Source organism: Streptomyces griseiscabiei, assembly GCF_020010925.1.
In the GTDB taxonomy this organism is placed as follows: Bacteria; Actinomycetota; Actinomycetes; order Streptomycetales; family Streptomycetaceae; genus Streptomyces; species Streptomyces griseiscabiei.
In genome coordinates this window covers 473486-496657 of sequence record NZ_JAGJBZ010000002.1, presented here as the reverse complement: position 1 = coordinate 496657, position 23172 = coordinate 473486, and the positions used below count along the sequence as shown (strand labels likewise).

The window sequence follows — 23172 nt, the reverse complement described above, 5'->3', positions numbered from 1 at the left end:
TGCCGTTGCGCGGCGAGGCGCACGGCGGTGGGGACGGGCGGGCGAGGAGGCAGGCCCCCTCACCCGCCCAGGGAGTGCCTAGTAGCACTCCACGGTGCCCTTGTGGAGCGACATCTTCAGATTGCTCAGCTTGAAGGTTCCGGCAGTGGTGGCCCACGCCGTCTGCTTCACGTCGGTCAGCGTGGCCGAGTCGGCCTGCTGGGCGAACCCGTAGGGGTTGGCCTGCTCCGAGCCACCCTTCATGCCCGGACCCTTGTTGGCGTCCTTGGCCGCCACACCGATGTCGATGCCGCGGAAGACGGCATCGGCCGAGAGGTCCTCGACGTCGATGTAGAGGTTCTGGGCCTCGACCTTCTTGCCACCCGTACCGGCGGTCAGCTTGAGGCTGACGCTACCGAGGAACGGGACGCCCGGGGTCACGACCGACTGGCACATGTTGGTGATCGACGCGGACTTGAACGCCGAGACGGCGACGGGGTGAACCGTCTTCTCGCCCTTGAGGGTGTACCCCTCGTCGAGCGCGCCGTACTGCGAGAAGCCCGTACCGTCGAGCTGGTCAGCCGTCACCTTGAACGACTGGCCCGACACACTGAACGACGCTGCGAGAGCACCCTGCGCGAGGGCGACACCTATCGCTGCCGTGGCGGCGACGCTGGGCACCATGACCACAGCGAACCGCTTCCATCTGGTCCCGCCACGCACCTGGGACTCCATATTTCCTCCTTCTCGGACGTACATCTCCTGAACCGGATCGCCCCTCAACGGCGGCTCAGCCGGGCAGGGATGGGAGAAGTGCTACGTCCTCGGGAAGGAGAGCGCCCGTACCCTTCAAACGCGAAAAGCGCCCGAATCACCGGCGATCACCCCCGAGCGACAACCACTGGTCGCGCCTGACACGCATCACGCACAACCTGCTGGACAGGCTCCGCCGTCGAGCGGAGACCCCCCTGCCCAAGAACGGGCGCCACTGTCGCCCGCTCTACTCGGTGGGGACCCAGAAAACCCGTTGACCCGACTGGTTGGCGGGGTACGGGACAGGACCGAGCGTCGCCGATCGTGGTGCATTCTCGCCGCCCCCGCAAGGGGGGTCGTTACTGGCTAGTAACGGACGGATAACCGAACAACGACCCATCGGTATCGACCAGCGACCCTGGGTGTTTTCGACCGAGGCGACACAACGGACGACAGCCGGACAGAGTCCGACAGATCGACGGCATTCTCTTACTGCGAGTAACTTCCAGTAACAGCGGCCGCGTTTACCAAGATTTGGCAAAACGCGGCCGCGGTGTCGCTGTGTCGCCAAATCTCTCACTCGCGCACCACGCGCCCCGGCACCCCGGGGCGCGGCTTCACGAGCGGGTCAGAACAACGCCCGTGCCAACTGACGGCGCGCCGCGGCCACCCGCGGATCGTCACCGCCGACCACCTCGAACAGCTCCAGCAGCCGCATCCGTACGGCGTCCCGGTCGTCGCCCGCCGTGCGGCGCACGGTGTCGATGAGCCGGCCGAACGCGTCCTCCACATGCCCGCCGACGAGGTCGAGGTCGGCCGCCGCGATCTGCGCCTGCGCGTCACCGGGGTTCTCGGCGGCCGCCTTGCGCACGTCCTGCGGGTCGGCGCCCTGCACCCGCTGCAGCAACTCGGCCTGCGCGAGCCCGAGTTTGGCCTCGCTGTTGCCCGGGTCGTCACTGAGCACGTTCTTGTACGCCTGCACCGCGCCGCCGAAGTCGCCCGCGTCCAGGGCGTGCACGGCGGCTTCGAGCAGGTGGTCGTAGGGGCCGGCCGGGATCTGCGGGGCCGCCTCGACGGGGGCACCGGACTCGGCGTCCGGGTCCACGACCAGGCCGGTGAGCCCGAAGCGCTCCTCGGCGACCTGCACGAGCTGGTCGAGGGTCGCGCGGATCTGCTGCTCGGGGGCGGCTCCCTGGAAGAGGGGCAGCGCCTGCCCGGCGACTACGGCGAAGACGGCCGGGATCCCCTGGATCCCGAACTGCTGCATCAACATCTGGTTGGCGTCGACATCGATCTTGGCGAGGACGAACTTGCCGCCGTACTCGACGGCGAGCCGCTCCAGCACCGGGCTGAGCTGCTTGCAGGGCTGGCACCACTCGGCCCAGAAGTCGATGACGACGGGCACTTCGGTGGACCGCTGCAGGACCTCGCTCTCGAACCCGGCCTCATCGACGTCGATGACCAGGTCGGCCGGGGAGACCGCCCCTCCGCCGCCCTGCCGGGCCGATTCGGCGCGCGCCTGCTCCGCCTTCGCCTTGGCCTCCTGGGCCGCCTTCACCGCGGCGAGGTCGACGACTCCGCTCATGGACATGTTCCGTGGCTGCATGAGTACATCCTCCCCCTTCCGAGCACGCACGTGAAAAGCGTCCCGAGAGCCAGACACCCGGCCCCGCCCGACCCCCGACTTTCGCTACGACTCGTAGCGTAACGGTCCCGGGCGGCTCTCTGCACCCCTCCTTACCCACTCGCCGGTGATCTGTCTCACGATGTGCCCGAGGACTTCGGGAACGGCCGGATATGGTCGGCGGATGCAGAGCCGCACCCCCGCCGCCCGCGCCACGGGCGGACGCCCGCGCAACGCCGCCGCGGACACCGCCATCCTGGCGGCGACCCGGGAGGCGCTGGTCGACCTCGGCTGGTCGAAGCTGACCCTGGGCGACGTGGCCACCCGGGCGGGCGTCGCGAAGACGACCCTCTACCGCCGCTGGGCGGGCAAGAACGAACTCGTCGTGGACGCGGTCGCCGAACTCTTCGACGAACTCCGGCTGCCCGACCGGGGCAGCCTGGCCGCCGACATCGAGGGCGTGGTGCTGCAGTTCGCGGCGATCCTGGCCCGCCCCGAGGCCAAGAGCGGCCTCATGGCGGTCATCGCCGAGTCGACCCGCGACGACGCCCTGCGCGAACGCATCCGCGCCTCCATCGTCGACCGCCAGAAACGCCTCGTCCTGGAGGGCCGCGCCCGCGCCCTCACCCGGGGCGAACTCCCCCCGGAACCCGACCCCGCCACCGCCACCCGCACCGTCGACCTCATCTTCGACGTGGTCGCGGGCGCCGTGGTCCACCGCACCCTGGTGAGCGCGGAACGGGCGGACGAGCAATGGGTCCGCGACTTCACCGCCCTCCTGCTCCAGGGCCTGAGACGCGCCCCGTAAGAGGCGCGGGGAGCTGCGCGACAAGCCCTCACGGGCCCGCGCGTACCCGCTCACCCCTTCAGAACCCGGCCGGCTCCGTATACACCCCCCACTCCTCCCGCAGCACCCCGCAGATCTCCCCCAACGTCGCCTCCGCCCGCACCGCGTCGAGCATCGGCCCCACCACGTTCCCCCCGCCCCGGGCGACCTCCACCAGCCCTCCGAGCGCCCCCCGCACCACACCCTCGTCCCGCCCCGCCCTCCGCTCCCCCAACCCCCGCACCTGCTCCCGCTCCACCTCATGCCCCACCCGCAGAATCTCCAGATCCCCGGTCACCGACCCCTGATGGACGTTCACCCCCACCACCCGCTTCTCCCCCTTCTCCAACGCCTCCTGATACCGGAACGCCGACTCCGCGATCTCCCCGGTGAACCACCCGTCCTCGATCCCCCGCAGAATCCCGGACGTCATCGGCCCGATCGGATGCGCCCCGTCCGGCCGCGCCCGCACCCCCCGCTCCCTGATCCGCTCGAAGATCCGCTCCGCGTTCGCCTCGATCCGGTCCGTCAACTGCTCGACGTACCACGAACCCCCCAGCGGATCGGCCACGTTGGCGACCCCGCTCTCCTCCATCAGCACCTGCTGCGTCCGCAGCGCGATCTCCGCCGCCCGCTCGCTCGGGAGGGCCAGCGTCTCGTCGAGGGCGTTGGTGTGCAGGGAGTTGGTCCCGCCGAGCACGGCCGACAGCGCCTCCACCGCCGTACGCACCACGTTGTTGTACGGCTGCTGCGCGGTCAGCGAGACCCCGGCGGTCTGGGTGTGGAAGCGCAGCCACTGCGCCCGGTCCGTCCGCGCCCCGTACACGTCCCGCATCCACCGGGCCCAGATCCGCCTGGCCGCGCGGAACTTGGCGATCTCCTCGAAGAAGTCGAGATGGGCGTCGAAGAAGAAGGACAGCCCCGGCGCGAACACGTCGACGTCCAGCCCGCGGCTGAGCCCCAGCTCCACGTACCCGAACCCGTCCGCGAGCGTGTACGCCAGCTCCTGCGCGGCCGTGGCCCCCGCCTCACGGATGTGGTACCCGGAGACGGACAGCGGCTTGTAGGCGGGAATCCGGGCCGCGCAGTACTCCATCAGGTCGCCGATGAGCCGCAGATGCGGCTCGGGCGGGAAGAGCCACTCCTTCTGCGCGATGTACTCCTTGAAGATGTCGGTCTGGAGCGTGCCGTCGAGCACCCCCGGATCGACGCCCTGCCGCTCGGCGGCGACGAGATACATGCAGAACACGGGCACGGCCGGCCCGCTGATCGTCATCGACGTGGTGACGTCCGCCAGCGGAATCCCCCGGAACAGCACCTCCATGTCGGCGGCGGAGTCGACGGCGACCCCGCAGTGCCCGACCTCGCCCACCGACCGCGGATCGTCGGAGTCCCGCCCCATGAGCGTCGGCATGTCGAACGCCACGGACAGCCCCCCGCCCCCGTCGGCGAGGATCTTCCGGTACCGCTCGTTCGTCTGCCGCGCGTTCCCGAACCCCGCGAACTGCCGAATGGTCCACGTCCGCCCCCGGTACCCCGTGGAGTACAGCCCCCGGGTGAACGGGTACTCCCCCGGCCACCCGATCCGCTCGAACCCCTCGTACGAGTCACCGGCCCGGGGCCCGTACACCGCCTCGACCGCGTCCCCGGACAGCGTCGTGAAGTCCCCCTCCCGCTTCCGGGCGGAGTCGAACCGCTCCTGCCAGCGTCGGCGTCCCTCTGCGATGGCGTCAGCGTCCATGCAGCCAATTTACTAGGACGTCCTAGTAAACGGCGAAGGCAGACCGCCGTACGCGCGTCCGTACGGCGGCAGGGCCCGTGCGGACTACGCCTTGGCGGTCGCGAACGAGCTGTCCGCGATCTTCGCCTCCAGCTCGCGGCTGATCCTGCGCTCCACGAAGAAGGCGGCCGTCGGGATCGTGCCCGCCAGCAGCACCCACAGCTGCTTCCTGACCGGCCACTTCGCCTTGGAGCCGAGGTCGAAGGCGAAGACCAGGTACAGGACGTACAGCCAGCCGTGGGCGAGGCTGACGACATACGTGAAGTCCGCGGCTCCGTCCAGTTCCAGCACGTACTTGCCGATCATGCCCACGGTCAGCAGGATCAGCAGGACACCGGTGACATAGGCCAGGACGCGGTAGCGGGTCAGCACGCTCTTTTTCATGGGTACGAGCGTAACCACGGGTTTCGCACGATCTTCGCGCACCCCTGGGGGCCGCCGTCACCCCTCCTCGAAGTCCCCCGCCGCCACCCGCAGCGGCCGGAGCATCGCGAAGATCTCCGCGCACTCCTCGGCGTCGTAGGTGCCGAGCCCGAAGTCCATGGACATGAGGTCGCGGGTGGCGGCGTCGCAGACCTCGCGGCCCTTGTCGGTGATGGAGGCGAGGGTGCCGCGGCCGTCGTTGGGGTTGGGGCGTTTGTCGACGAGGCCCGATCTGACCAGGCGGTCGACCGTGTTGGTCACGGACGTGGGATGCACCATCAGCCGCTCGCCGATCTTGGACATCGGCAGCTCGCCCTTCTGGGAGAAGGTGAGCAGCACCAGGGCCTCGTAGCGCGCGAACGTCAGGCCGTACGGCTTGACCACCGCGTCGACCTCCGCCAGCAGGATCTGCTGGGCACGCATGATCGAGGTGATCGCGGCCATGGACGGGACGTTTCCCCAGCGCTGCTTCCAGTGCTCGTCGGCGCGCGAGATGGGGTCGAAGGAGAGGCTGAGCGGCTTCGGCACGGCATCGACCTTACCGGCCGGTCACATGCCGGTCAGCCCTGTCTCGCGTTTCGATATCGACGCCGCCCGGCACGCCCCCTGCCGCGTCTCATCTCACCTGGACCCACTTCGCCTTCGACGGCGTCCCCTCCGCGTCCGTCACGAAGAGCATGTACCAGCCGGGCGGTACGAGGGTCCGGTCGTCCGGTACGTCGACGGTGACCGAGTCTCGGGTCCGCGTCACCTCCAGCGCGATGGACCGCTGCTCGACGTCCGTGCTGTGGGTGACCGCGCTGGGCCGCATCAGCCGCGCGGCGGCGACCCGTTCGGGATGGGCCGTGGCGAAGGTGGCGCGGCCCTTGGCGTCGGTCTCCTCGGGCCCGTCGCCGAGCACGGGCCGCTTCGCGCCGTACTTGTGCAGCAGCGGCGGCGTGAAGATCTCCATGCGCTGCTCGAAGTGGCCCAACTTGGTGTTCCGCCGGTCGTCGTAGAGCGGGTCGGAGCCGAAGGTGGCGATCCGTCCGTCGGGCAGCAGCAGCGCCTCGGAGTGGTAGTTGCGGCCGACCCTGGGGGCGGCGGCGCCCTGGAAGGAGTTGGAACGCGGGTCGTAGAACTGCGCCTTGAGGATGTTGCTGCCGCTGCGGCCCCGGTAGTCGCGGGAGCCGTTGGAGGTGAAGACGGTGTCGTCGGGCATGAGCACGCTGTTCAGATAGCGGGTGCCCTGGGGCAGGTCGGGGCCGTCGACGAAGGCCGGGTTCTCCTTCTTCAGGTCGATGACGGCCGTGCGCGAGGTCGACTTCCGGGACTCGCCGACCCCGCCGCCGCCGAGGACCATCACCTTCTGGTCCTGCGCGGGCGGCAGCAGCACGGACGCCGAGGTCTCCGTCCGGTCGGGATCGGTCAGGCCCGGGACCTTCTCGAAGGTGTTCGTCCGCAGATCCCAGATGCCGGGCGCGCGGCCGAGGTCGTCGGGTCCGTACCCCGCGTTGGAGGCCGGGTAGAACAGCTTCCCGCCCCGGGTGAGGAAGAGGGCCGGGTAGGTGGGGAAGTACCGCTTCGGGCCGGGCTTCCACTTCTTCGTCCGCGGGTCGTAGATCTCGTTGTCCCCGGGGTCGACGACCCCCACGTCGTCCAGCCCGGAGACCGCCAGCACCCGCCCGTCCGCCAGGCCGACGAGCGTCGGGTACCAGCGGGCCTTCGCCATCGGCGCCACCGGCACATACCGCTCGGCCACCGGGTCGAACTCGTACGCCTCCCTGATCCCCTGGAAGTCCTGCTTGTCCAGGGTGATCTTCTCGGCGAGGCCGTACGTGTTGTCCGCGTCCTCGCCCGCCAGCCCGACGATCTCGTACTGGGCCCGCCCGGGTGTGACGGACCCCGCGCCCTTCTCCACCGCCTCCACGAAGACCCGGGCCTCGCTCGCGACCACCTTCGTCCTCCAGGGCCGCATGACACCGGCCGGGTCGTAGTCGATGTCGAAGTCCCGCTTCGCCTTCGGCACGGTGACGTCGAAGCGGCTGACGTACTCGACGCCGGACGGCGAGCGGAAGCGGGTCCCCTTCTTCAGGACCACCGCCTTGTCGGGGCTCTCGTTCTTCACCCGCATACCGCCGCCGGCCCGCTCGACCTCGCCCTCCAGCAGCTCGTAGCGGGCGGTGCCGCCGGCCACCAGCAGGCGCCCGTCGGGGAGTTGGGCGTGTCCGGCGCAGAAGAAGTCGACGGGGGTCGGGATCCGCTTGTACGTGTTGCGCACCGGGTCCCACAGCACGGTGTCGAAGGAGCCCCGGTCGAACTTCTTCTGCTCGTTGCCCGACCCGGCGACGATCAGCACCTTGCCGGTGTGCAGCAGGGCCGCGTGGATGGCGTTCGTCCGGAACGCCTCCGGGATGGCGACCTCGCTCCACGAGCCGTAGGCGGCCCGGTACCCCGGCTGTGCGATCTTCCAGGCGTGGTACCGCTCCCGCGCGAACCCGATGGCGGCCGGCGCGTTGAGCCCGGCGAGCAGCACGAGGGCACCGATCCCGAGCAGGTACTTCCTGGTCCGGCCCGACAGCCTGTCGGCCAGAGGCTTCCCGCCCATGGCTAGTTGCCTCCCGTCGTGGTCCCGGAGACAGAGGGGGCGGGAGTCGTGGGCGAGGCCGCGGCGGTGGCCGCGACAGGCTGTCGGCCGGCGGCGAACCGGGTGCCCGCCCACACCCCGACGGGCGCGAGCGAGATCAGCAGGGCGAGGACGGCCCAGGTGCGCATGGCCGCATGGGTGTGGCCGAGAAAGAACGACGCGGTCAGCGACGAGGCGAGCACGGCCGCCCAGAAGAGATGGATCCGGAAGGTCGACAGCCGGTCGACGCTCACGCCACCGCCTTTCGGCGTGACCACGAAACGGCAGGGCAGCCGGAGCAGCGCGGCCCCCAGGGACTTCAGATAGACGGGCGCGGAGAGCGCCGACATCGCCATCCCGGCGAGTCCGCCCGACCCCCGCGGCTCGTGCGGGGAGACGTTGTGTCTGCGGTTCCACAGGTACAGCCCCACCTGGAGCGCCGCCGCGTCGCTGTACAGCATCAGCCACACGGAGGCGGCGACCTGCGTCCCGGACGCCCCGAACCACAGGAACAGCACACAACTGACGATGCCCAGCAGCCAGTTGAGGGCCGTCATCGGGTAGTAGACGAGCATCAGCGTGTACGAGAACAGCCGCCCCGGCGGCATCGTGAAGGGCGCCTTCCAGTACTGCTTGAACAGCGTCTCGTACGTCCCGCGCGACCAGCGCGTCTGCTGGGCGAAGAAGTCGGTCCAGGACGCCGGGCCCTCCCCGACGGCGAGCACGTCGGGCGTGTACACGGACCGCCAGTGCCGTCCCGTCGCCGGGTTGCGGTGCCGGTGCAGTTCGAAGCCGGTGGCCATGTCCTCGGTGATGGAGTCGTACAGCCCGCCGATCTGCCGCAGGGCCGCGACGCGTACGACGTTGTTGGTGCCGACGAACATGGGGGCGCGATAGCGGTTGCCCGCGCGCTGGATGAGGGCGTGGAAGAGGAACTGCTGCGACTCCGCCGCCTTGGTGACGGCGGTGACGTAGTTCCCGTACACCTGCGGGCCGACGACGAAGGCGACGTCCGGGTCGCGGAAGTACCCCAGCATCCGCTCCAGGAACGCGGGAAGGGGGACGTGGTCGGTGTCGACGGAGGCGAAGAACGCGTAGGTGTCGCCGTGCTCGGCGATCCAGGCGTTGTAGTTGCCGTGCTTGGTGCGGGCCTTGTGGGCGCCCCGGGGACGGTTCCACTCGGGCACCCCGCGGCGGGTGAAGTGCCGGACGCCGAGTTCCGCGCAGAGGGCCTTGGCCCGGTCGTCGTCGCCCTCGTCCAGGAGCCAGACGTCGAGCGGGCCGTCGTGCCGGAGCCGGGTGGCGCCCTCCAGGGTGGCCCGGACCATGGCGAGGGGTTCCTTGCCGGGGACGTAGGTGGTGAGGAAGGCGACGCGTATGCCGGGCTCGGGGACCACGGGGACGGGATCGCGGGCGACCATCGTGGCGTGGGCGATGGAGACGACGTTGACCAGCATGAACAGCTCGATCAGCCCGATGGCGACCAGCATGGTGAGGTCGAGCGCCACGAGCCAGGTCGCCCCGCCCGTGCGCTCCACCCAGTGGCTGGGCCAGACCAGATAGACGAGCAGGGCGCCGGTCAGCAGGGGCGCCAGCGTCATCAGAAGGACGGCCCGTATGCGATGCGGCTCCTTCGCGAGGAGCCTGCGGTACCGCACCCGGTACGCCGGCCCGGTGACCTCCGTGAGCGGTCCGGCGAGTCTGCTGTACGTGTCGTAGTCGTATCCCTCCAGCCTCACGGCGCCCTCCAGCGATCGAACGAGTCGATACGTCCACGAAAGGGCCGATCGGGTGGTACGTCCAACCGCGTTAGCCCGAACGGGAGAGACGAACCGCTGGTTCGCGAGAAGAACCCCTCAGCGGCCGACCGTCTTCCGCAGCTGATGCCGAACCGCCCGCTGCGCCACACTCCCCAGCCCGTCGAGCGCCGCCACCAGCACGCCCAGCTGTTCGAGCGCTCCCAGTGCCGCCCCCGCCCCTGCCGGATCGACGCCCTCGTACAGCTCCAGCCCCACGAACGAGGCCGCCACGGCCCGCGCCAACCCCCGCACATCGACGAACTCGCCCACCGGTGAGTCCGCCAGCACCCGCCCCAGCACCCCTTCCACCTCGTCGATCCACAGCTCCAGCCCCGCCGCCGTCGCGGTCGCCAGCCTCGGCTGGGTCTGCGCTCCCGCGAGCAACTGCCCCAGCACGGCCACCTGCCCCGCCGCCCGCTCCTCCTCGTGCATCTCCCGCCCGAAGGCCAGCAGTTCGGAGAGCGAGGTGACGGCCGCGAGCCGCTCCCGATGGCGGGCGACCCGGTGCTCCGCCCCGTACCGGCAGGCCGCCGCGAGGAGTTCGTCCACGGACCCGAAGTGGTAGAAGACGAGCGCCTGGTTCACCCCGGCGGTGGTGGCGATCGAACGGGCGGACGTCTTGGCGATCCCCTGCTCCACGAGCGTCCGCAGCGCGCCCTCCAGCAGCTTCACCCGAGTCGCCTCGCTCACGCCCGCGCCTCCTCACGGACCGGCCGCAGCCCGGTCCGCACGCCGCGCACCCGGACGTCGTCGTACGACGCGGTGAAGGAGCCCTCGTAGCCGAAGACCGGCCCGAAGCGCCGGTTCACCACCCGCACCCGGATCCGGAAGCGCCCGGTCCGTTCGTCGAACCGCTCCCGCACCTCCGCCTCCCCGCCGATGAGTTCGGGGACCCGGACGTCGACCGGGCCCTCCCGGAAGCGGTGTTCACCGGAGCGGATCAGCAGCGACCCGTCGGGCTCCGCGCCGAAGTACAGCTCGCTGGCGAGGTGCTGGTGGGTCCCGAGGTAGTCGAGGACGCGGTCGCCCTTGGGGCTCAGCACCATCTGGGCGTCGAACCGGTGGGCCCGGCCGGGCAGATCGAAGGTACGCACGAAGGTCACCGTCTCACGGCCGAAGCCGTCGGTGTACGGCACGTTCTCGATGGTGAAGGGGACGTCCCGCCCCTCGCGCGGGACGAGGATGTTCCGGGTGCCGCCCAGCGCGAGGAACGGCTTGACCAGCCCCCGCCCGTGCCAGACGCGGTCCATCGTGCCCCGGCCGGTACAGGCCTCCCCGCTCGCGAGCCCGACCGAGAACCGGCGGCGCAGCTCGGGGTGCAGCCGCTCGAAGTCGGCGCCCATGACCGTACGGAAGATCGAAGCCGGAGCGGACCCCGGCGTCCTGTCGTCGTCCATGCCAGTCATCCCTTCAGCGTCGCGAGCAGCCGGGGCGCACGCGCGCGTGGCGGCGGTGTCCGCAGACAGCGGCGTGCTGAGGGCGTGCCGGGCAGCGGCGGCACGATCAGCGCGGCCGGCACCGCCGCCACGGGCGTCGCGAACAGCGCCAGCGGGGCGAGCACGCCCGCCGGGTCCACCAGCGCCCCGTACGCCGGCCCCGCGCAGGCGGCCACGACCGTCAGCGCCCGTACGGCCGCCTCGGCGATCCAGCGGCGCAGGGCCTCTTCGGGGGTGATGTCCCGCTCCAGCCACAGCCGGAGGCGGTCGAAGGACCAGGCCGTGGCCCAGCCCATGAGCGGGCGGAACAGCAGCCGGTCGGCGAGCGCGCCGGGGCGGCCCCAGCGGGGGCGGTAGTCGTAGCCGGTGAGAAAGCGGATCCCCTCGCCGTCCGGTACGTAACGCCAGTAGCCGCTGCCCTCGGCGAGCAGGGACAGGGGGTGCGGCGAGGCGAACCGCAGGGCCGAGGTCCGGGTGCCGTCCGGGCGCTCCTTCTCGCCGGCCGAGATCCCGGTCCCGGCGATCGTCAGACCGGGCAGGACGCGGGTGGCGTACCAAAAGCGCCGCGGTTCGCCCTCCACGCGCGCGAGGTGGTCGATCTCGGTGAAGCGGAGGTCCCAGCGCTGATGGAGGGAGGGTTCCTGAGTGCAAGCCCACAGGTCGTCCAGATCCGCCCGTATCCGTGCCTCGACATAGAGCCTCATGCGCGTTCCCCCAGGTCGGCGATGTTTTTGAGCGAGTGCTCAACCCGCATGTTCCAGACGGTACACCGATTTGAGCGACCGCTCAAACATCGGGCGCGAAAGAACCCCGGCCCATGAGGACCGGGGTTCTCCGCGCCGCGCGGGGCTCGCGGCTACGCGTTCAGGTGGCGCTCCACCGTCTCCACCTTGGAGGTGAGGCCGTCCGTGACACCGGGGCGGATGTCGGCCTTGAGGACGAGGGAGACGCGGGGCGCGCGTTCCTCGACGGCGGCGACGGCCCGCCGTACGACGTCCATCACCTCGTCCCAGTCGCCCTCGATCGAGGTGAACATGGCGTCGGTGCGGTTCGGCAGACCCGATTCACGGACGACGCGTACGGCGTCGGCGACGTACTCGCCGACGTCCTCACCGACGCCGAGCGGGGTCACGGAGAAGGCGACGATCACGCTTTCACGGCCCCTTCGTTCGCGTCGTCGGCGGCGGACGCGAAGGTCGCGCCGACCGCGTCCTCGGCCTCGCGGCGCAGCTTGCGCTCGGCGAAGAACCCGCCGGCGGGCAGGACGGCGAGGGCGAAGTACAGCACGGCGGTCTTCAGGGACCACTTGGCGCGGTTCCAGGCGTCGGCCCAGAAGACCAGGTACAGGATGAAGAGGATGGCGTGGACCCAGCCCATCACCGGCACCGCGTTGAACTCCGTCGTCCGCTTCAGCACCGAGCAGACGAGCAGCAGCAGGAAGGAGACGGCCTCGGGGGCGGAGACGAGGCGCAGGCGGCGGAGGGCGGAGGCGGTCTTTATGTCCACGGGTCACCTTCGGTGGGGTCGGCGGAGCGATCGGTCGCACCGCTGGTCGATCTTTGTGAACGGAAGCACAAGCGCCGCCCATTCTGGCATCCGTCAACCTTCGGACGGCCCTAGGGGTCCCTTCAGGGTCGAGATCCACCTCTGGGCCCTGTCCTGTCCGGGCATCTGCCGGTTACCGTCCTCCCGTGGCAATGTTCCGACTTCAAGGCAGCAAAGTGCTGGCCGTCGACATGACCGGGGACGCCGTGAAGGCGAAGAACGGCTCGATGGTCGCGTACGACGGTCAGATGTCGTTCAAGAAGCTGAGCGGCGGTGGAGAGGGCCTGCGTGGGATGGTGACGCGGCGCCTCACGGGTGAGCAGATGACGTTGATGGAGGTGACGGGGCAAGGGACCTGCTGGTTCGCGGACCGGGCTTCCGAGATCAACCTCGTGAGTCTTCAGGGGGACAAGCTGTACGTGGAGTCGAGCAATCTGCTCGCGACGGACTCCGGGCTGCGCACGGGCACCAGCTTCACGGGGCTGCGCGGCGCGACCCAGGGCAACGGCCTGTTCACCACGACCATCGAGGGCCACGGCCAGGCGGCGATCATGTCCGACGGCCCGGCGGTGGTGCTGCGGGTGAGTCACCAGTACCCGCTGACGGTGGACCCGGGGGCGTACATCGCGCACCAGGGCAACCTCCAGCAGTCCTTCCAGTCCGGTGTGACGTTCCGCACGTTCATGGGCGAGGGCGGCGGCGAGGCCTTCCAGATCCGCTTCGAGGGCGACGGACTCGTCTACGTCCAGCCCAGCGAGCGCAACACGGTGGCGGGAGACGTCTGACATGGCCTTCCGTGAGATCAACTCGAAGATGATCGAGGCGACGGTGATGCCGGGCCAGCGGCTGTTCAGCCAGCGCGGCGCGATGCTCGCCTACAAGGGCGAGGTCTCCTTCACGCCCAACATGCAGGGCGGCCAGGGCGGTATCGCCTCGATGATCGGCCGCCGGGTGGCGGGCGAGGCGACCCCGCTGATGACCGTCGAGGGCAGCGGCACGGTCCTGTTCGGGCACGGCGGTCACCACATCCAGGTGATCAATCTGACCGGCGAGACGCTCTACGTCGAGGCCGACCGGCTGCTGGCCTTCGACGGCACCCTCCAGCAGGGCACGATGTTCATGGGCTCGCAGGGCGGCGTCATGGGCATGGTCCGGGGCCAGGTGACGGGCCAGGGCCTGTTCACCACCACCCTGAAGGGCCACGGCGCGGTCGCGGTCATGGCGCACGGCGGGGTCATCGAGGTCCCGATCATCCCCCAGCGCCCGGTCCATGTGGACCCGCAGGCGTACGTGGCGCACCACGGCGACGTACGCAACAAGCTCTCCACCGCGCTCGGCTGGCGCGACATGGTGGGCCGGGGCTCCGGCGAGGCGTTCCAGCTGGAGCTGAGCGGCAGTGGTGCGGTGTACGTCCAGGCCTCGGAGGAGAAGCTGTGAGCATGTACGGGGCCCCGGTCGCCGGTCCGACCGTCCACGACCCGATGACGCTGCCGTCCGACGACAACGTCAACAACTACACCTTCTGCGTGGAGCTCAAGGGGAGCCAGTGGTTCCTGCAGAAGGGCAAGATGATCGCCTACTACGGCCAGATGGAGTTCAACGGCATCGGGCACGGCCGTCTCGGCGGTCTCGTCCGTACGTCGTTCCATTCGCCTCTGCACGCGAGCGACTGGGTCGTGGCGGAGGGCTCGGGCAAGATGCTCCTCGCCGACCGGGCCTTCGACGTCAATTCCTACGACCTCGAAGACGGCAACCTGACCATTCGCTCGGGCAATCTCCTCGCTTTTCAGCCAAGTCTCGCGCTCAAGCAGTCGATCGTTCCGGGCTTTCTGACCCTCATCGGCACGGGCAAGTTCGTGGCCGCCTCCAACGGCCCGGTGGTGTTCATGGAACCCCCCATCCGGGTCGACCCGCAGGCCCTGGTCGGCTGGGCCGACTGCCCCTCGCCGTGCCATCACTACGACCACGGGTACATGGCGGGCCTGATGGGCGGCCTACGTGCGATGACGGGGCTGGGTGGCGCCTCCGGCGAGGAGCACCAGTTCGAGTTCGTCGGGGCGGGCACGGTACTGCTCCAGTCCTCCGAGGCCCTCATGGCCGAGCAGGCCACAGGGGTGGTCCCGCACGAGCCGGGCGTACCCGGCGGCGGCGGGGTACCCGGCCATCACGGACAGCCCGCGGGCGCACCGCGCCTTCCCGGACAGCTGGGGGACCTCCAACGTCGCTTCGGGCTGTGAGCGGTAGTCTGCGGAGTGTGACATCGAACGTGTGCGCGCTGTCATGCTCCAACCCGTACGACCCGACCTGTCCACCCGATCCTCGGCGCCGAGCAGCACCGAACCCTCACTAGTTCGCCTTTCAACATTTTAGGTAGACTTCATTCATGGAGACCGAAACGGCCACGCGCTGGCTGACCGATGCGGAGCAGTGCGCCTGGCGCACCCATCTGGACGTCAACAGGCTGCTGACTCACCAGCTCGAAAGGGACCTGCAGCCGTTCGGCCTGACAATGAACGACTACGAGATCCTGGTGAACCTCTCCGAGTCGGAGGGGCGGCGGATGCGGATGAGCGACCTCGCCGCCGCCACCCTCCAGTCCAAGAGCCGCCTCTCGCACCAGATCACCCGCATGGAGAACGGGGACCTGGTGCGCCGGGAGAACTGCGAGTCCGACCGGCGCGGGCTGTTCGCCGTGCTGACGGAGCACGGAATGGAGACGATGCAGCGGGTGGCCCCGCATCATGTCGCCTCCGTGCGGCGGCACTTCATCGATCTGCTGCCGGAGGAGGGGCTGGAGGAGCTGCACGAGTCGCTCGCGCCGATCGCCCAGCATCTGCGGAGCCATCGCGGAAAGCCGTAACCCTCTCTCGGGGTGAACCGGGGACCGCGGGCCCGGATTCGGGCCCGGGTCCGGGTTCGGGCCCGGGTTCGCCCCTAGACGTCCCGGGGCAGCCGGAGTTCGAAGAGGGCTCCCCCGTCGGGGGCGTCGTCGACCGTCAGGGTGCCTCCGTGGCGGGTCGCGATGTTCCTGGCGATCGCCAGCCCCAGGCCCGCGCCGCCGTCGTCCCGGGCCCGGGACTCGTCCAGGCGGACGAAGCGTTCGAAGATCCGGTCGCGGTCGGCGGCCGGGACGCCGGAGCCGTCGTCCGCCACCTGGAGAACCGCCCAGCCGGGCGGGGTGCGCAGGGTGACGGCGACCCGCTCGCGGGCGTGGCGGTGGGCGTTGTCCAGGAGGTTGCCGAGGACGCGGCAGATCTGGTTGCGCGAACCACGCAGCTCCACCGAGTCCACACCGTCCAGCGTCACCCCCTCCCGGGACGCCACCTCCTCCCGTACGACCGTCGCCAGGTCGAAGCGCGCGTCCGGCGGCGGGCGCTCCCCCGCGTCCAGCCGGGCCAGCAGCAGCAGGTCGGCGGCGAGGCTCTGCAGCCGTACGGTGTCCTCGACCGCGCCCTGAAGATCCAGCAGCTCGGGGTGGGCGGCGCCCACCTCTAGCTGGGTGCGCAGGGAGGCGATGGGGCTGCGCAGCTCGTGCGAGGCGTCCGCGACGAACGCGCGCTGCCGCTCCACCGAGCTCTCCAGCGCGGCCAGGGTCTCGTTCGTGGTCCGGGCCAGCCGGGCGATCTCGTCGTGCGTGTCCGGTTCGGGGACGCGCCGGGAGAGGTCCTCGGAGGCGGTGATGGCCGCCATCTCGGAACGGATGCCCTCCACCGGCCGCAGCGCCCGGCCGGTGACCACGTACGTCACCCCGCTGACGGTCAGCAGCAGCAGCGGCAGCCCGATGAGCATCGTCGTCAGCGCGGTGCCGACGGCGTCCTCCTCGGTGGCGAGCGGGGCGCCCGCGTAGACGGTGAGCGGCACACCGCCCGGGGTGACGACCTCGACGCCGGCGAACCGGTACTCCGCGATCACCCCCTCGACGGTCGCGCTGCCCTCGCCGTACCAGGTCTCGTCGGCGACCTTGCCGGGGTCGAGCCTGCCCTCGTCCTCGGCGTCGGTGTCGCCCTCCGCCGAGTCGTCGGCGTCGTCGTTGGACTCGGAGTTCAGCCGGTCCGAGTCGACCGAGGTCACGTCCATGCCCTCGACGTCCTCGCCGACCGCGACGGGCTTCTCGTCCCGGTCCAGGACCTCGACGGGGTTCTCGTCGCCGTCGGGGAGCACGAGCCTGTCGTAGGCGAAGCCGTTCGCCAGCGCCGAGGCGGCGTTGCGGGCCACGGAGTCGGCCTCCGCGTCCGCCTTGTCGATGAGCGTGAACCTGAGCGAGAGCAGCACGGCGGCGCCCGCCGCGACCAGGGCGACGGCGACGACGACGGTCGCGGCGAGGGTCGCGCGGGCCCGCACCGAGCCGAGACGGCGCTTCACGGGCGGACCTCCAAGCGGTAACCGGCCCCGCGGACGGTCTTGATGAGCGTGGGGCCGAGCTTGCGGCGCAGGGTGCTGATGTAGACCTCGACGATGTTCGGGTCGCCGTCGTAGGCGAAGTCCCAGACGTGCTCCAGGATGTCGGCCTTGGAGACGACCTCCCCGGCACGCAGGGCGAGCTGTTCGAGGACGGAGAACTCCTTGGTGGTGAGGGCGATCTCGTCCTCGGCGAGGAACACCCGCCGGGCGGCGGTGTCGACCTTCAGCTCGCCCACCTCGTACACGGGCGAGGCCCCGCCGGACGGACCGCGCCGCCGCAGCAGCGCCTTCACCCGGGCGACGAGGACGACATAGCTGAACGGCTTGGTCAGATAGTCGTCGGCGCCCGTGTCGAGCCCCTCGGCCTCGTCGTACTCGCCGTCCTTGGCGGTCAGCATCAGGATCGGCACGTCGTGGCCGGCGGCGCGCAGGGCGGCGCAGACGCGGTAGCCGTTCATGCCGGGCAGCATGATGTCGAGGATCACGAGGTCGTACGACCCCTCGCTCGCCCGGTGCAGGCCCTCGACGCCGTCGTGGACGACGTCCACGGCGTAGCCCTCGGCCGTCAGTCCCTTGGCCAGCGACACCGCGAGCCGCTTCTCATCTTCCACGATCAACAGGCGCATGCGTTCAGCTTGGCAAACCGAACCTGAAGCGGTCTTCAGGGGGCTTCAGGTCCGCTTCAGCGTGCCTCGGCCAGATTGGTCCACGTCGAAAGCGACAGCATCCGTCACTGGAGGAAACCATGAAGCGCAACATCGTCATCGCCACCATCACGGCCGTCGCCCTGATCGGCGGCGGCACCGCCACCGCCATCGCGGTGGCGGGTGACGACGAGGCGCCCGCGAAGAAGACCGTGTCGGTGTCGAACGACGACCGCGACGACGTCAACGACACGGACGTGAACGACACCGACGACACGGCCCAGGACCGGGCCGAGGACAAGGCCGAGGACAAGGCGGAGGACAAGGCCGCCCGGGACACGGACCAGGACGCCGAGGACAAGGCCGAGAACGCGGCCGAGGCGAAGGCCGGCCAGGTCACGGCCGCCGACGCGATCGCCACCGCGCTGAAGGCCAAGTCCGGTACGGCCGTCTCCGCCGACCTCGACGACGAAGGCACGAACCTGGTGTGGGACGTCGACGTGCTGACCGCCGGCGACAAGTGGTTCAGCGTCCAGGTCGACCCCGCCACCGGCAAGGTCCTCGGCACGCACGCCGACCGGGACGACGACGGTGACGACGCCGCCGAGACCGCGCAGATCCGGGCCGCCCTCAAGGGCAGCTCCGTGACCGCCGCGGAGGCCGCGGAGGCCGCCGCCGCCAAGGGCACGGTGACCTCCGTCGACCTCGACGAGGAGAGCGCGGACAAGGCCTGGGAGGTCGACACCACCGCCGCCGACGGCACCGGCAGCGACTGGAGGGTGAACCCCGACACCGGCAAGCTCACGGCCGACCGCTCGGAGGACTGACCCACCCTCCCCGAGACCATTTCTCTCCCCCCACAGGTAGGGGCACCCGGCACCGGGTGCCCCTACCGCCCGTTCAGGGCACCGGCAGGGGCGTCTCAGGCACCGGCCCGCTCCTCCACCGCGTCCTCCTCCACCGCACCCTCCGCCGCCCTCGCCCGACGGCGCCCCGTCGCTGCCACCGCCACGGCGAACGCCGTGACGAGGGCCGTGCCGCCGGCCAGGGCGAAGCCGAGGGACGGTGAGAAGCGGGCCACCAGAAGGCCCGAGCCGGCCGCCCCCGCCGAGAGACCCGCGTTGACGGCCGTGTTGACCCAGGCCCCGGACCGGGTGCGGGCGTCCGGCGGGGCGGAGGCGTCGGCGACCAGATACGCCGTGGTCAGGGCCGGGGCGACGAAGAGGCCCGCGCAGACGACGGCACCGGTGAGCACGGCCAGGCCCGGAGCGAGCCCGGCAGCGGCGAGGGTGACGCCCAGGCCCGCCGTCAGCAGGGCCAGCCGGGCGCGTGCCCCGGAGCGCCACTCGACCACGCCGTACGCCAGGCCGCCGACCGCGCTCCCGGCGGACAGCGCGGCGAAGATCCAGGCCACCACGTCGTCGCCGTGCCCCCGCTGCTCGGCGAAGGCCAGCACCAGCAGGTCGAGCGCGCCGAGGGACAGTCCGACACCCCCGGCCGCGACGACGGGCGCCACGAGCCCGGCCGCCGGGCGCCGCGACCGGGGCCCCGCGCCCTCCTTCGGCGCCGCGCCGCTGCCGGGCATCCGCGCCACGGCCGGAGAGGTCACGAAACCGAAGGTCCCGGCCACCACCAGCACGGCCCCGAGGACCACTGCGGCGGCCGGAGCGGCGAACTGCACCACCCCGCCCACCACCAACGGCCCCGACACGAACAGCAGTTCCTCGGCGACGCCGTCGAGGCTGTACGCGCGCCGCAGCAACCCGGCGTCCGAAGCGGCGAGTTCGCTCCACACCGTCCGCATCGTCGGCCCGAGCGGCGGCGTGCACGCACCCGCCGCCACCGCGACCGCCCCCAGCAGCGGGCCCGGCGCACCCGGCCGCCAGCTCGCCACCGCCAGCACACCGAGCAGGACGGCGTACAGCGAGGCCATCGGCAACAGCGCCCGGCGCGGGCCGTACCGGTCGACGAGCGCCGCCCGCGCGGGCGACAGGAACACACTGGTGGCCCCGAACAGGGCCATCACCGTCCCGGCGACGGCGTACGAGCCCGTCGCCCGGCTCACGGCGAGCAGCACGGCGATCGGCACCATGCCGTAGGAGAGACGGCCGACGAGTACGGCGGCGAAGGTACGGCGGGCGTACGGGATGCGGAGCACCGCGGCGTACGACGGCCGCGGAGAGGTCGCGGACATGCGGAACGTTCCTCACTGGGAGGCGGAGGGGGGACCGGTGTGGGGGTCCGCCTCTACGCAAAGTGAAGGAACATGAGGGTCAAGCTAGCAGCCGCAAGGGAGTTCGGGGGTTCGGGTACGTCGGCGACTGCGGGTGGGTGGGGCTTCCCGCGCAGTTCCCCGCGCCCCTGAAAGCGGCCTGCGGCCCTTTCGGGACGAAAAGCACGGGGCGAAGCCCCTGCTTTTCAGGGGCGCGGGGAACTGCGCGACCAGCCCCCACCGGGCCCCCACCCGACAACGCGCCCCCGTCAGCCCGCCGTCAACCCCGCGACCAACTCGTCCGCCGCCCGATACGCGTCCAACTCCCCCGCCACGATCCGCCCGGCCAGCGCGGACAACCGCCGATCACCGTGAAGGTCCCCGATCCGCGACCGCAGAGCCGTGAGCGCGATCGCCTCCACCTCGTGCGCCGCCCGAGCCCGCCGCCGCTCGACCAGCACCCCCCGCTCCTCCATCCACCCCCGGTGCTTCTCCAGCGCCGCCACGACCTCGTCGATCCCCTCCGCCCGCGCGGCGACGGTCTTCACGATCGGCGGCCGCCAGGCCCCGGGCCGCCGCGCCTCGCCCAGCCCGAGCATGTGGTTCAGCTCGCGCGCGGTCGCGTCGGCACCGTCCCGGTCCGCCTTGTTGACGACGTAGACGTCCCCGATCTCCAGGATTCCCGCCTTGGCGGCCTGGATGCCGTCCCCCATCCCGGGCGCGAGCAGCACCACGGACGTGTCCGCGTGGGAGGCGATCTCCACCTCGGACTGCCCGACCCCGACCGTCTCGACCAGGATCACGTCACAGCCCGCCGCGTCCAGCACCCGGATCGCCTGCGGGGCGGCCCACGCCAGGCCGCCCAGATGCCCACGCGTCGCCATCGAACGGATGTACACGCCGGGATCGGACGCGTGATCCGACATCCGCACCCGGTCACCGAGCAGCGCGCCCCCGCTGAAGGGCGACGACGGGTCCACCGCCAGCACCCCGACCCGCTTCCCGGCCCTGCGGTACGCGGTCACCAGCGCCGACGTGGACGTGGACTTGCCGACCCCGGGCGAGCCGGTGAGGCCGACGACGTACGCCCCGCCCGTGAGCGGGGCCAGCGCCGCCATGACCTCACGGAGCTGCGGGGACGCCCCCTCCACCAGGGAGATCAGCCGGGCGACGGCCCGGGGCCGCCCTTCCCTGGCCTGGGCCACCAGCGTGGGGACGTCCTGCATCACAGCTCCGCTCCGACTAGCCACCTGAACCTGAGAACCGGGGGCCTCAGGCCTTGGGCACCCGCACGATCAGCGCGTCGCCCTGCCCGCCGCCACCGCACAGCGCCGCCGCGCCGACCCCGCCGCCGCGCCGCTTCAGCTCCAGGGCGAGGTGCAGGACGAGACGGGCGCCGGACATGCCGATGGGGTGCCCGAGAGCGATCGCACCACCATTGACGTTCACCTTTTCCGGGGACACGCCGAGGTCCTTCATTGACTGCACGGCGACGGCGGCGAAGGCCTCGTTGATCTCGATGAGGTCGAGGTCCGCGACCTCCAGCCCGTCCTTCTGCAGCGCGTGCTGGATGGCGTTCGACGGCTGGGACTGGAGCGAGTTGTCCGGCCCGGCCACGTTCCCGTGGGCGCCGATCTCGGCGAGCCAGGTCAGACCCAGCTCCTGCGCCTTGGCCTTGCTCATGACGACCACGGCGGCGGCGCCGTCGGAGATCTGCGAGGCGGAACCGGCCGTGATCGTGCCGTCCTTGGCGAAGGCCGGGCGCAGCTTGCCCAGCGACTCGGCGGTCGTCTCGCCGCGGATGCCCTCGTCCTGGCTGAAGACGACCGGCTCGCCCTTGCGCTGCGGGATCTCCACCGGGGTGATCTCGGCGTCGAAGAGGCCGTTCTTCTGGGCTGCGGCGGCCCGCTGGTGGGACTGCGCGGCGATCTCGTCCTGCTCGGGGCGCAGGATGCCGAGCCGGGTGTTGTGCTTCTCGGTGGACTCGCCCATGGCGATGTTCTCGAAGGAGTCCGTGAGCCCGTCGTACGCCATCGCGTCGAGCATCTGGATCGCCCCGTACTTGTAGCCCTCACGGGACTTCGGGAGCAGATGGGGGGCGTTGGTCATGGACTCCTGGCCGCCCGCCACGATCACGTCGAACTCGCCGGCGCGGATCAGCTGGTCGGCCAGCGCGATGGCGTCGAGGCCCGAGAGACACACCTTGTTGATCGTGAGCGCGGGCACTTTCATCGGAATGCCCGCCTTGACGGCGGCCTGGCGTGCCGGGATCTGCCCTGCCCCGGCCTGGAGCACCTGGCCCATGATCACGTACTGCACCTGGTCGCCACCGATCCCCGCACGGTCCAGGGCGGCCTTGATCGCGAAGCCGCCGAGGTCGGCTCCGGAGAAGGACTTCAGCGAACCGAGCAACCGTCCCATGGGCGTACGGGCGCCCGCGACGATCACCGAGGTCGTGCCGTTCGTTCCAGTCATGAGGTGCGATCCCCTTCCAGCCTGCACGGCCGAGGAGTGAGTGAACGAGGGTTTACTTCGAATGTACTGAGTGGCACTCCGTGCCGTCACCGGGCCGTCGGTGTGATCGCGCGCACGTTGCGTAACCGCCGTATGAGCGCTGCACTGACTCCATGCTGACGCGAATCGACCACATCGGGATCGCCTGTTTCGACCTCGACGCCACCGTCGAGTTCTACCGGGCCACCTACGGCTTCGAGGTGTACCACTCCGAGGTCAACGAGGAGCAGGGCGTGCGCGAGGCCATGCTCAGGATCAACGCCACGGACGACGGGGGCGCCTCCTACCTGCAGCTCCTGGAGCCCACCCGCGAGGACTCCACGGTCGCGAAGTGGCTGGCCAAGAACGGCGAGGGCGTCCACCACATCGCCTTCGGTACGGCGGATGTCGACGGCGAGGCGGCCGCGATCAAGGACAAGGGCGTACGCGTCCTGTACGAGGAGCCGCGAGTCGGTTCCATGGGGTCACGGATCACGTTTCTGCACCCCAAGGATTGTCATGGCGTACTGACAGAACTGGTCACTTCGGCGCCAGTTGAGTCACCTGAGCACTGACCCCCGTACATATGGGCCGGTAGGGTTGGGGTCGGCCGTCCCCTTTCAGGGTGACGGTCCGGGTCCTGCCGCCTTCC

24 protein-coding genes are annotated in these 23172 nt (G+C 70.7%); 7 read left to right on the top strand and 17 right to left on the bottom strand.

Annotated elements, in window-relative coordinates; translation table 11 throughout:
- Window positions 1–78: 78 nt before the first annotated feature.
- Together J8M51_RS19805 and J8M51_RS19800 are read right to left on the bottom strand one after the other, a co-directional pair.
- On the bottom strand, window positions 79–714 hold the full coding sequence (locus J8M51_RS19805; protein ID WP_086752838.1) for a DUF6230 family protein: 636 nt from the start codon (window positions 712–714) through the stop codon (window positions 79–81).
- Between the two features lie 646 nt (window positions 715–1360).
- Complete coding sequence (locus tag J8M51_RS19800; protein WP_086752840.1) at window positions 1361–2338, bottom strand: tetratricopeptide repeat protein; 978 nt, start codon at window positions 2336–2338, stop codon at window positions 1361–1363.
- A gap of 202 nt (window positions 2339–2540) precedes the next feature.
- On the opposite strand from J8M51_RS19800, the gene J8M51_RS19795 reads away from it, so the two are divergent.
- Complete coding sequence (locus tag J8M51_RS19795; protein ID WP_267299346.1) at window positions 2541–3164, top strand: TetR/AcrR family transcriptional regulator; 624 nt, start codon at window positions 2541–2543, stop codon at window positions 3162–3164.
- Between the two features lie 58 nt (window positions 3165–3222).
- On the opposite strand, the gene J8M51_RS19790 is transcribed toward J8M51_RS19795, so the two are convergent.
- The 10 genes from J8M51_RS19790 to J8M51_RS19745 all read right to left on the bottom strand — a co-directional run bounded on the left by J8M51_RS19790 (window position 3223) and on the right by J8M51_RS19745 (window position 12731).
- Window positions 3223–4923, bottom strand: coding sequence for an acyl-CoA mutase large subunit family protein (locus tag J8M51_RS19790; protein ID WP_267299345.1), 1701 nt, complete (start codon window positions 4921–4923; stop codon window positions 3223–3225).
- Between the two features lie 84 nt (window positions 4924–5007).
- The gene (locus J8M51_RS19785) at window positions 5008–5346 is read right to left on the bottom strand and encodes a DUF3817 domain-containing protein (protein WP_086754548.1); all 339 of its coding nucleotides are present in this window, start codon (window positions 5344–5346) and stop codon (window positions 5008–5010) included.
- A 57-nt stretch (window positions 5347–5403) separates the two neighbouring features.
- Entirely contained in the window at window positions 5404–5913 is a 510-nt protein-coding gene (locus tag J8M51_RS19780) for a MarR family winged helix-turn-helix transcriptional regulator (protein ID WP_086754546.1), read from the bottom strand.
- Window positions 5914–6001: 88 nt separating this feature from the next.
- Window positions 6002–7972 carry a radical copper oxidase GlxA gene (glxA, locus tag J8M51_RS19775; RefSeq protein WP_398856491.1) on the bottom strand — a complete coding sequence of 657 codons (1971 nt, stop codon included), beginning with the start codon at window positions 7970–7972 and terminating at the stop codon, window positions 6002–6004.
- Between the two features lie 2 nt (window positions 7973–7974).
- The gene (locus J8M51_RS19770) at window positions 7975–9729 is read right to left on the bottom strand and encodes a glycosyltransferase family 2 protein (RefSeq protein ID WP_086754544.1); all 1755 of its coding nucleotides are present in this window, start codon (window positions 9727–9729) and stop codon (window positions 7975–7977) included.
- A 117-nt stretch (window positions 9730–9846) separates the two neighbouring features.
- On the bottom strand, window positions 9847–10479 hold the full coding sequence (locus tag J8M51_RS19765; RefSeq protein ID WP_086754542.1) for a TetR/AcrR family transcriptional regulator: 633 nt from the start codon (window positions 10477–10479) through the stop codon (window positions 9847–9849).
- A complete protein-coding gene (locus tag J8M51_RS19760) occupies window positions 10476–11186 on the bottom strand; it encodes a DUF4166 domain-containing protein (RefSeq protein ID WP_086754540.1) in 711 nt (236 codons plus the stop codon). Before J8M51_RS19760 ends, J8M51_RS19765 begins: the two co-directional genes overlap by 4 nt.
- A gap of 5 nt (window positions 11187–11191) precedes the next feature.
- Window positions 11192–11929: a hypothetical protein gene (locus tag J8M51_RS19755; RefSeq protein ID WP_086754539.1), complete on the bottom strand. Its 738-nt coding sequence runs from the start codon at window positions 11927–11929 to the stop codon at window positions 11192–11194.
- Between the two features lie 152 nt (window positions 11930–12081).
- Complete coding sequence (locus J8M51_RS19750) at window positions 12082–12375, bottom strand: MTH1187 family thiamine-binding protein (RefSeq protein WP_086754537.1); 294 nt, start codon at window positions 12373–12375, stop codon at window positions 12082–12084.
- The gene (locus tag J8M51_RS19745; RefSeq protein ID WP_086754535.1) at window positions 12372–12731 is read right to left on the bottom strand and encodes a DUF3817 domain-containing protein; all 360 of its coding nucleotides are present in this window, start codon (window positions 12729–12731) and stop codon (window positions 12372–12374) included. The genes J8M51_RS19750 and J8M51_RS19745 overlap by 4 nt, the downstream gene beginning before the upstream one ends.
- Window positions 12732–12922: 191 nt before the next feature.
- On the opposite strand from J8M51_RS19745, the gene J8M51_RS19740 reads away from it, so the two are divergent.
- The 4 genes from J8M51_RS19740 to J8M51_RS19725 all read left to right on the top strand — a co-directional run bounded on the left by J8M51_RS19740 (window position 12923) and on the right by J8M51_RS19725 (window position 15630).
- Window positions 12923–13555: an AIM24 family protein gene (locus J8M51_RS19740; RefSeq protein ID WP_086754533.1), complete on the top strand. Its 633-nt coding sequence runs from the start codon at window positions 12923–12925 to the stop codon at window positions 13553–13555.
- A 1-nt stretch (window position 13556) separates the two neighbouring features.
- Complete coding sequence (locus J8M51_RS19735) at window positions 13557–14207, top strand: AIM24 family protein (protein ID WP_086754531.1); 651 nt, start codon at window positions 13557–13559, stop codon at window positions 14205–14207.
- Between the two features lie 2 nt (window positions 14208–14209).
- Window positions 14210–15007 carry an AIM24 family protein gene (locus J8M51_RS19730; RefSeq protein ID WP_086754529.1) on the top strand — a complete coding sequence of 266 codons (798 nt, stop codon included), beginning with the start codon at window positions 14210–14212 and terminating at the stop codon, window positions 15005–15007.
- A gap of 146 nt (window positions 15008–15153) precedes the next feature.
- On the top strand, window positions 15154–15630 hold the full coding sequence (locus tag J8M51_RS19725) for a MarR family winged helix-turn-helix transcriptional regulator (protein WP_086754527.1): 477 nt from the start codon (window positions 15154–15156) through the stop codon (window positions 15628–15630).
- A 74-nt stretch (window positions 15631–15704) separates the two neighbouring features.
- Here the strand turns inward: J8M51_RS19725 and J8M51_RS19720 are convergent, their stop codons facing one another.
- Both J8M51_RS19720 and J8M51_RS19715 read right to left on the bottom strand, forming a co-directional pair.
- A complete protein-coding gene (locus J8M51_RS19720) occupies window positions 15705–17132 on the bottom strand; it encodes a sensor histidine kinase (RefSeq protein WP_216589411.1) in 1428 nt (475 codons plus the stop codon).
- Window positions 17129–17797 (bottom strand): response regulator transcription factor, encoded by a 669-nt coding sequence (locus J8M51_RS19715; protein WP_086759185.1) that lies wholly within the window; start codon window positions 17795–17797, stop codon window positions 17129–17131. Before J8M51_RS19715 ends, J8M51_RS19720 begins: the two co-directional genes overlap by 4 nt.
- Window positions 17798–17916: 119 nt before the next feature.
- On the opposite strand from J8M51_RS19715, the gene J8M51_RS19710 reads away from it, so the two are divergent.
- Window positions 17917–18642 carry a PepSY domain-containing protein gene (locus tag J8M51_RS19710; RefSeq protein ID WP_086759183.1) on the top strand — a complete coding sequence of 242 codons (726 nt, stop codon included), beginning with the start codon at window positions 17917–17919 and terminating at the stop codon, window positions 18640–18642.
- A gap of 95 nt (window positions 18643–18737) precedes the next feature.
- Here the strand turns inward: J8M51_RS19710 and J8M51_RS19705 are convergent, their stop codons facing one another.
- The 3 genes from J8M51_RS19705 to J8M51_RS19695 all read right to left on the bottom strand — a co-directional run bounded on the left by J8M51_RS19705 (window position 18738) and on the right by J8M51_RS19695 (window position 22502).
- Window positions 18738–20009: an MFS transporter gene (locus J8M51_RS19705; RefSeq protein WP_256965578.1), complete on the bottom strand. Its 1272-nt coding sequence runs from the start codon at window positions 20007–20009 to the stop codon at window positions 18738–18740.
- Between the two features lie 287 nt (window positions 20010–20296).
- Entirely contained in the window at window positions 20297–21253 is a 957-nt protein-coding gene (gene meaB, locus J8M51_RS19700) for a methylmalonyl Co-A mutase-associated GTPase MeaB (RefSeq protein WP_267299344.1), read from the bottom strand.
- A gap of 46 nt (window positions 21254–21299) precedes the next feature.
- On the bottom strand, window positions 21300–22502 hold the full coding sequence (locus J8M51_RS19695) for an acetyl-CoA C-acetyltransferase (RefSeq protein ID WP_086760584.1): 1203 nt from the start codon (window positions 22500–22502) through the stop codon (window positions 21300–21302).
- A 152-nt stretch (window positions 22503–22654) separates the two neighbouring features.
- Here J8M51_RS19695 and mce point away from each other — a divergent pair, with 152 nt between their 5' ends.
- Window positions 22655–23095: a methylmalonyl-CoA epimerase gene (gene mce, locus J8M51_RS19690; protein ID WP_086760586.1), complete on the top strand. Its 441-nt coding sequence runs from the start codon at window positions 22655–22657 to the stop codon at window positions 23093–23095.
- Window positions 23096–23172: the final 77 nt, after the last annotated feature.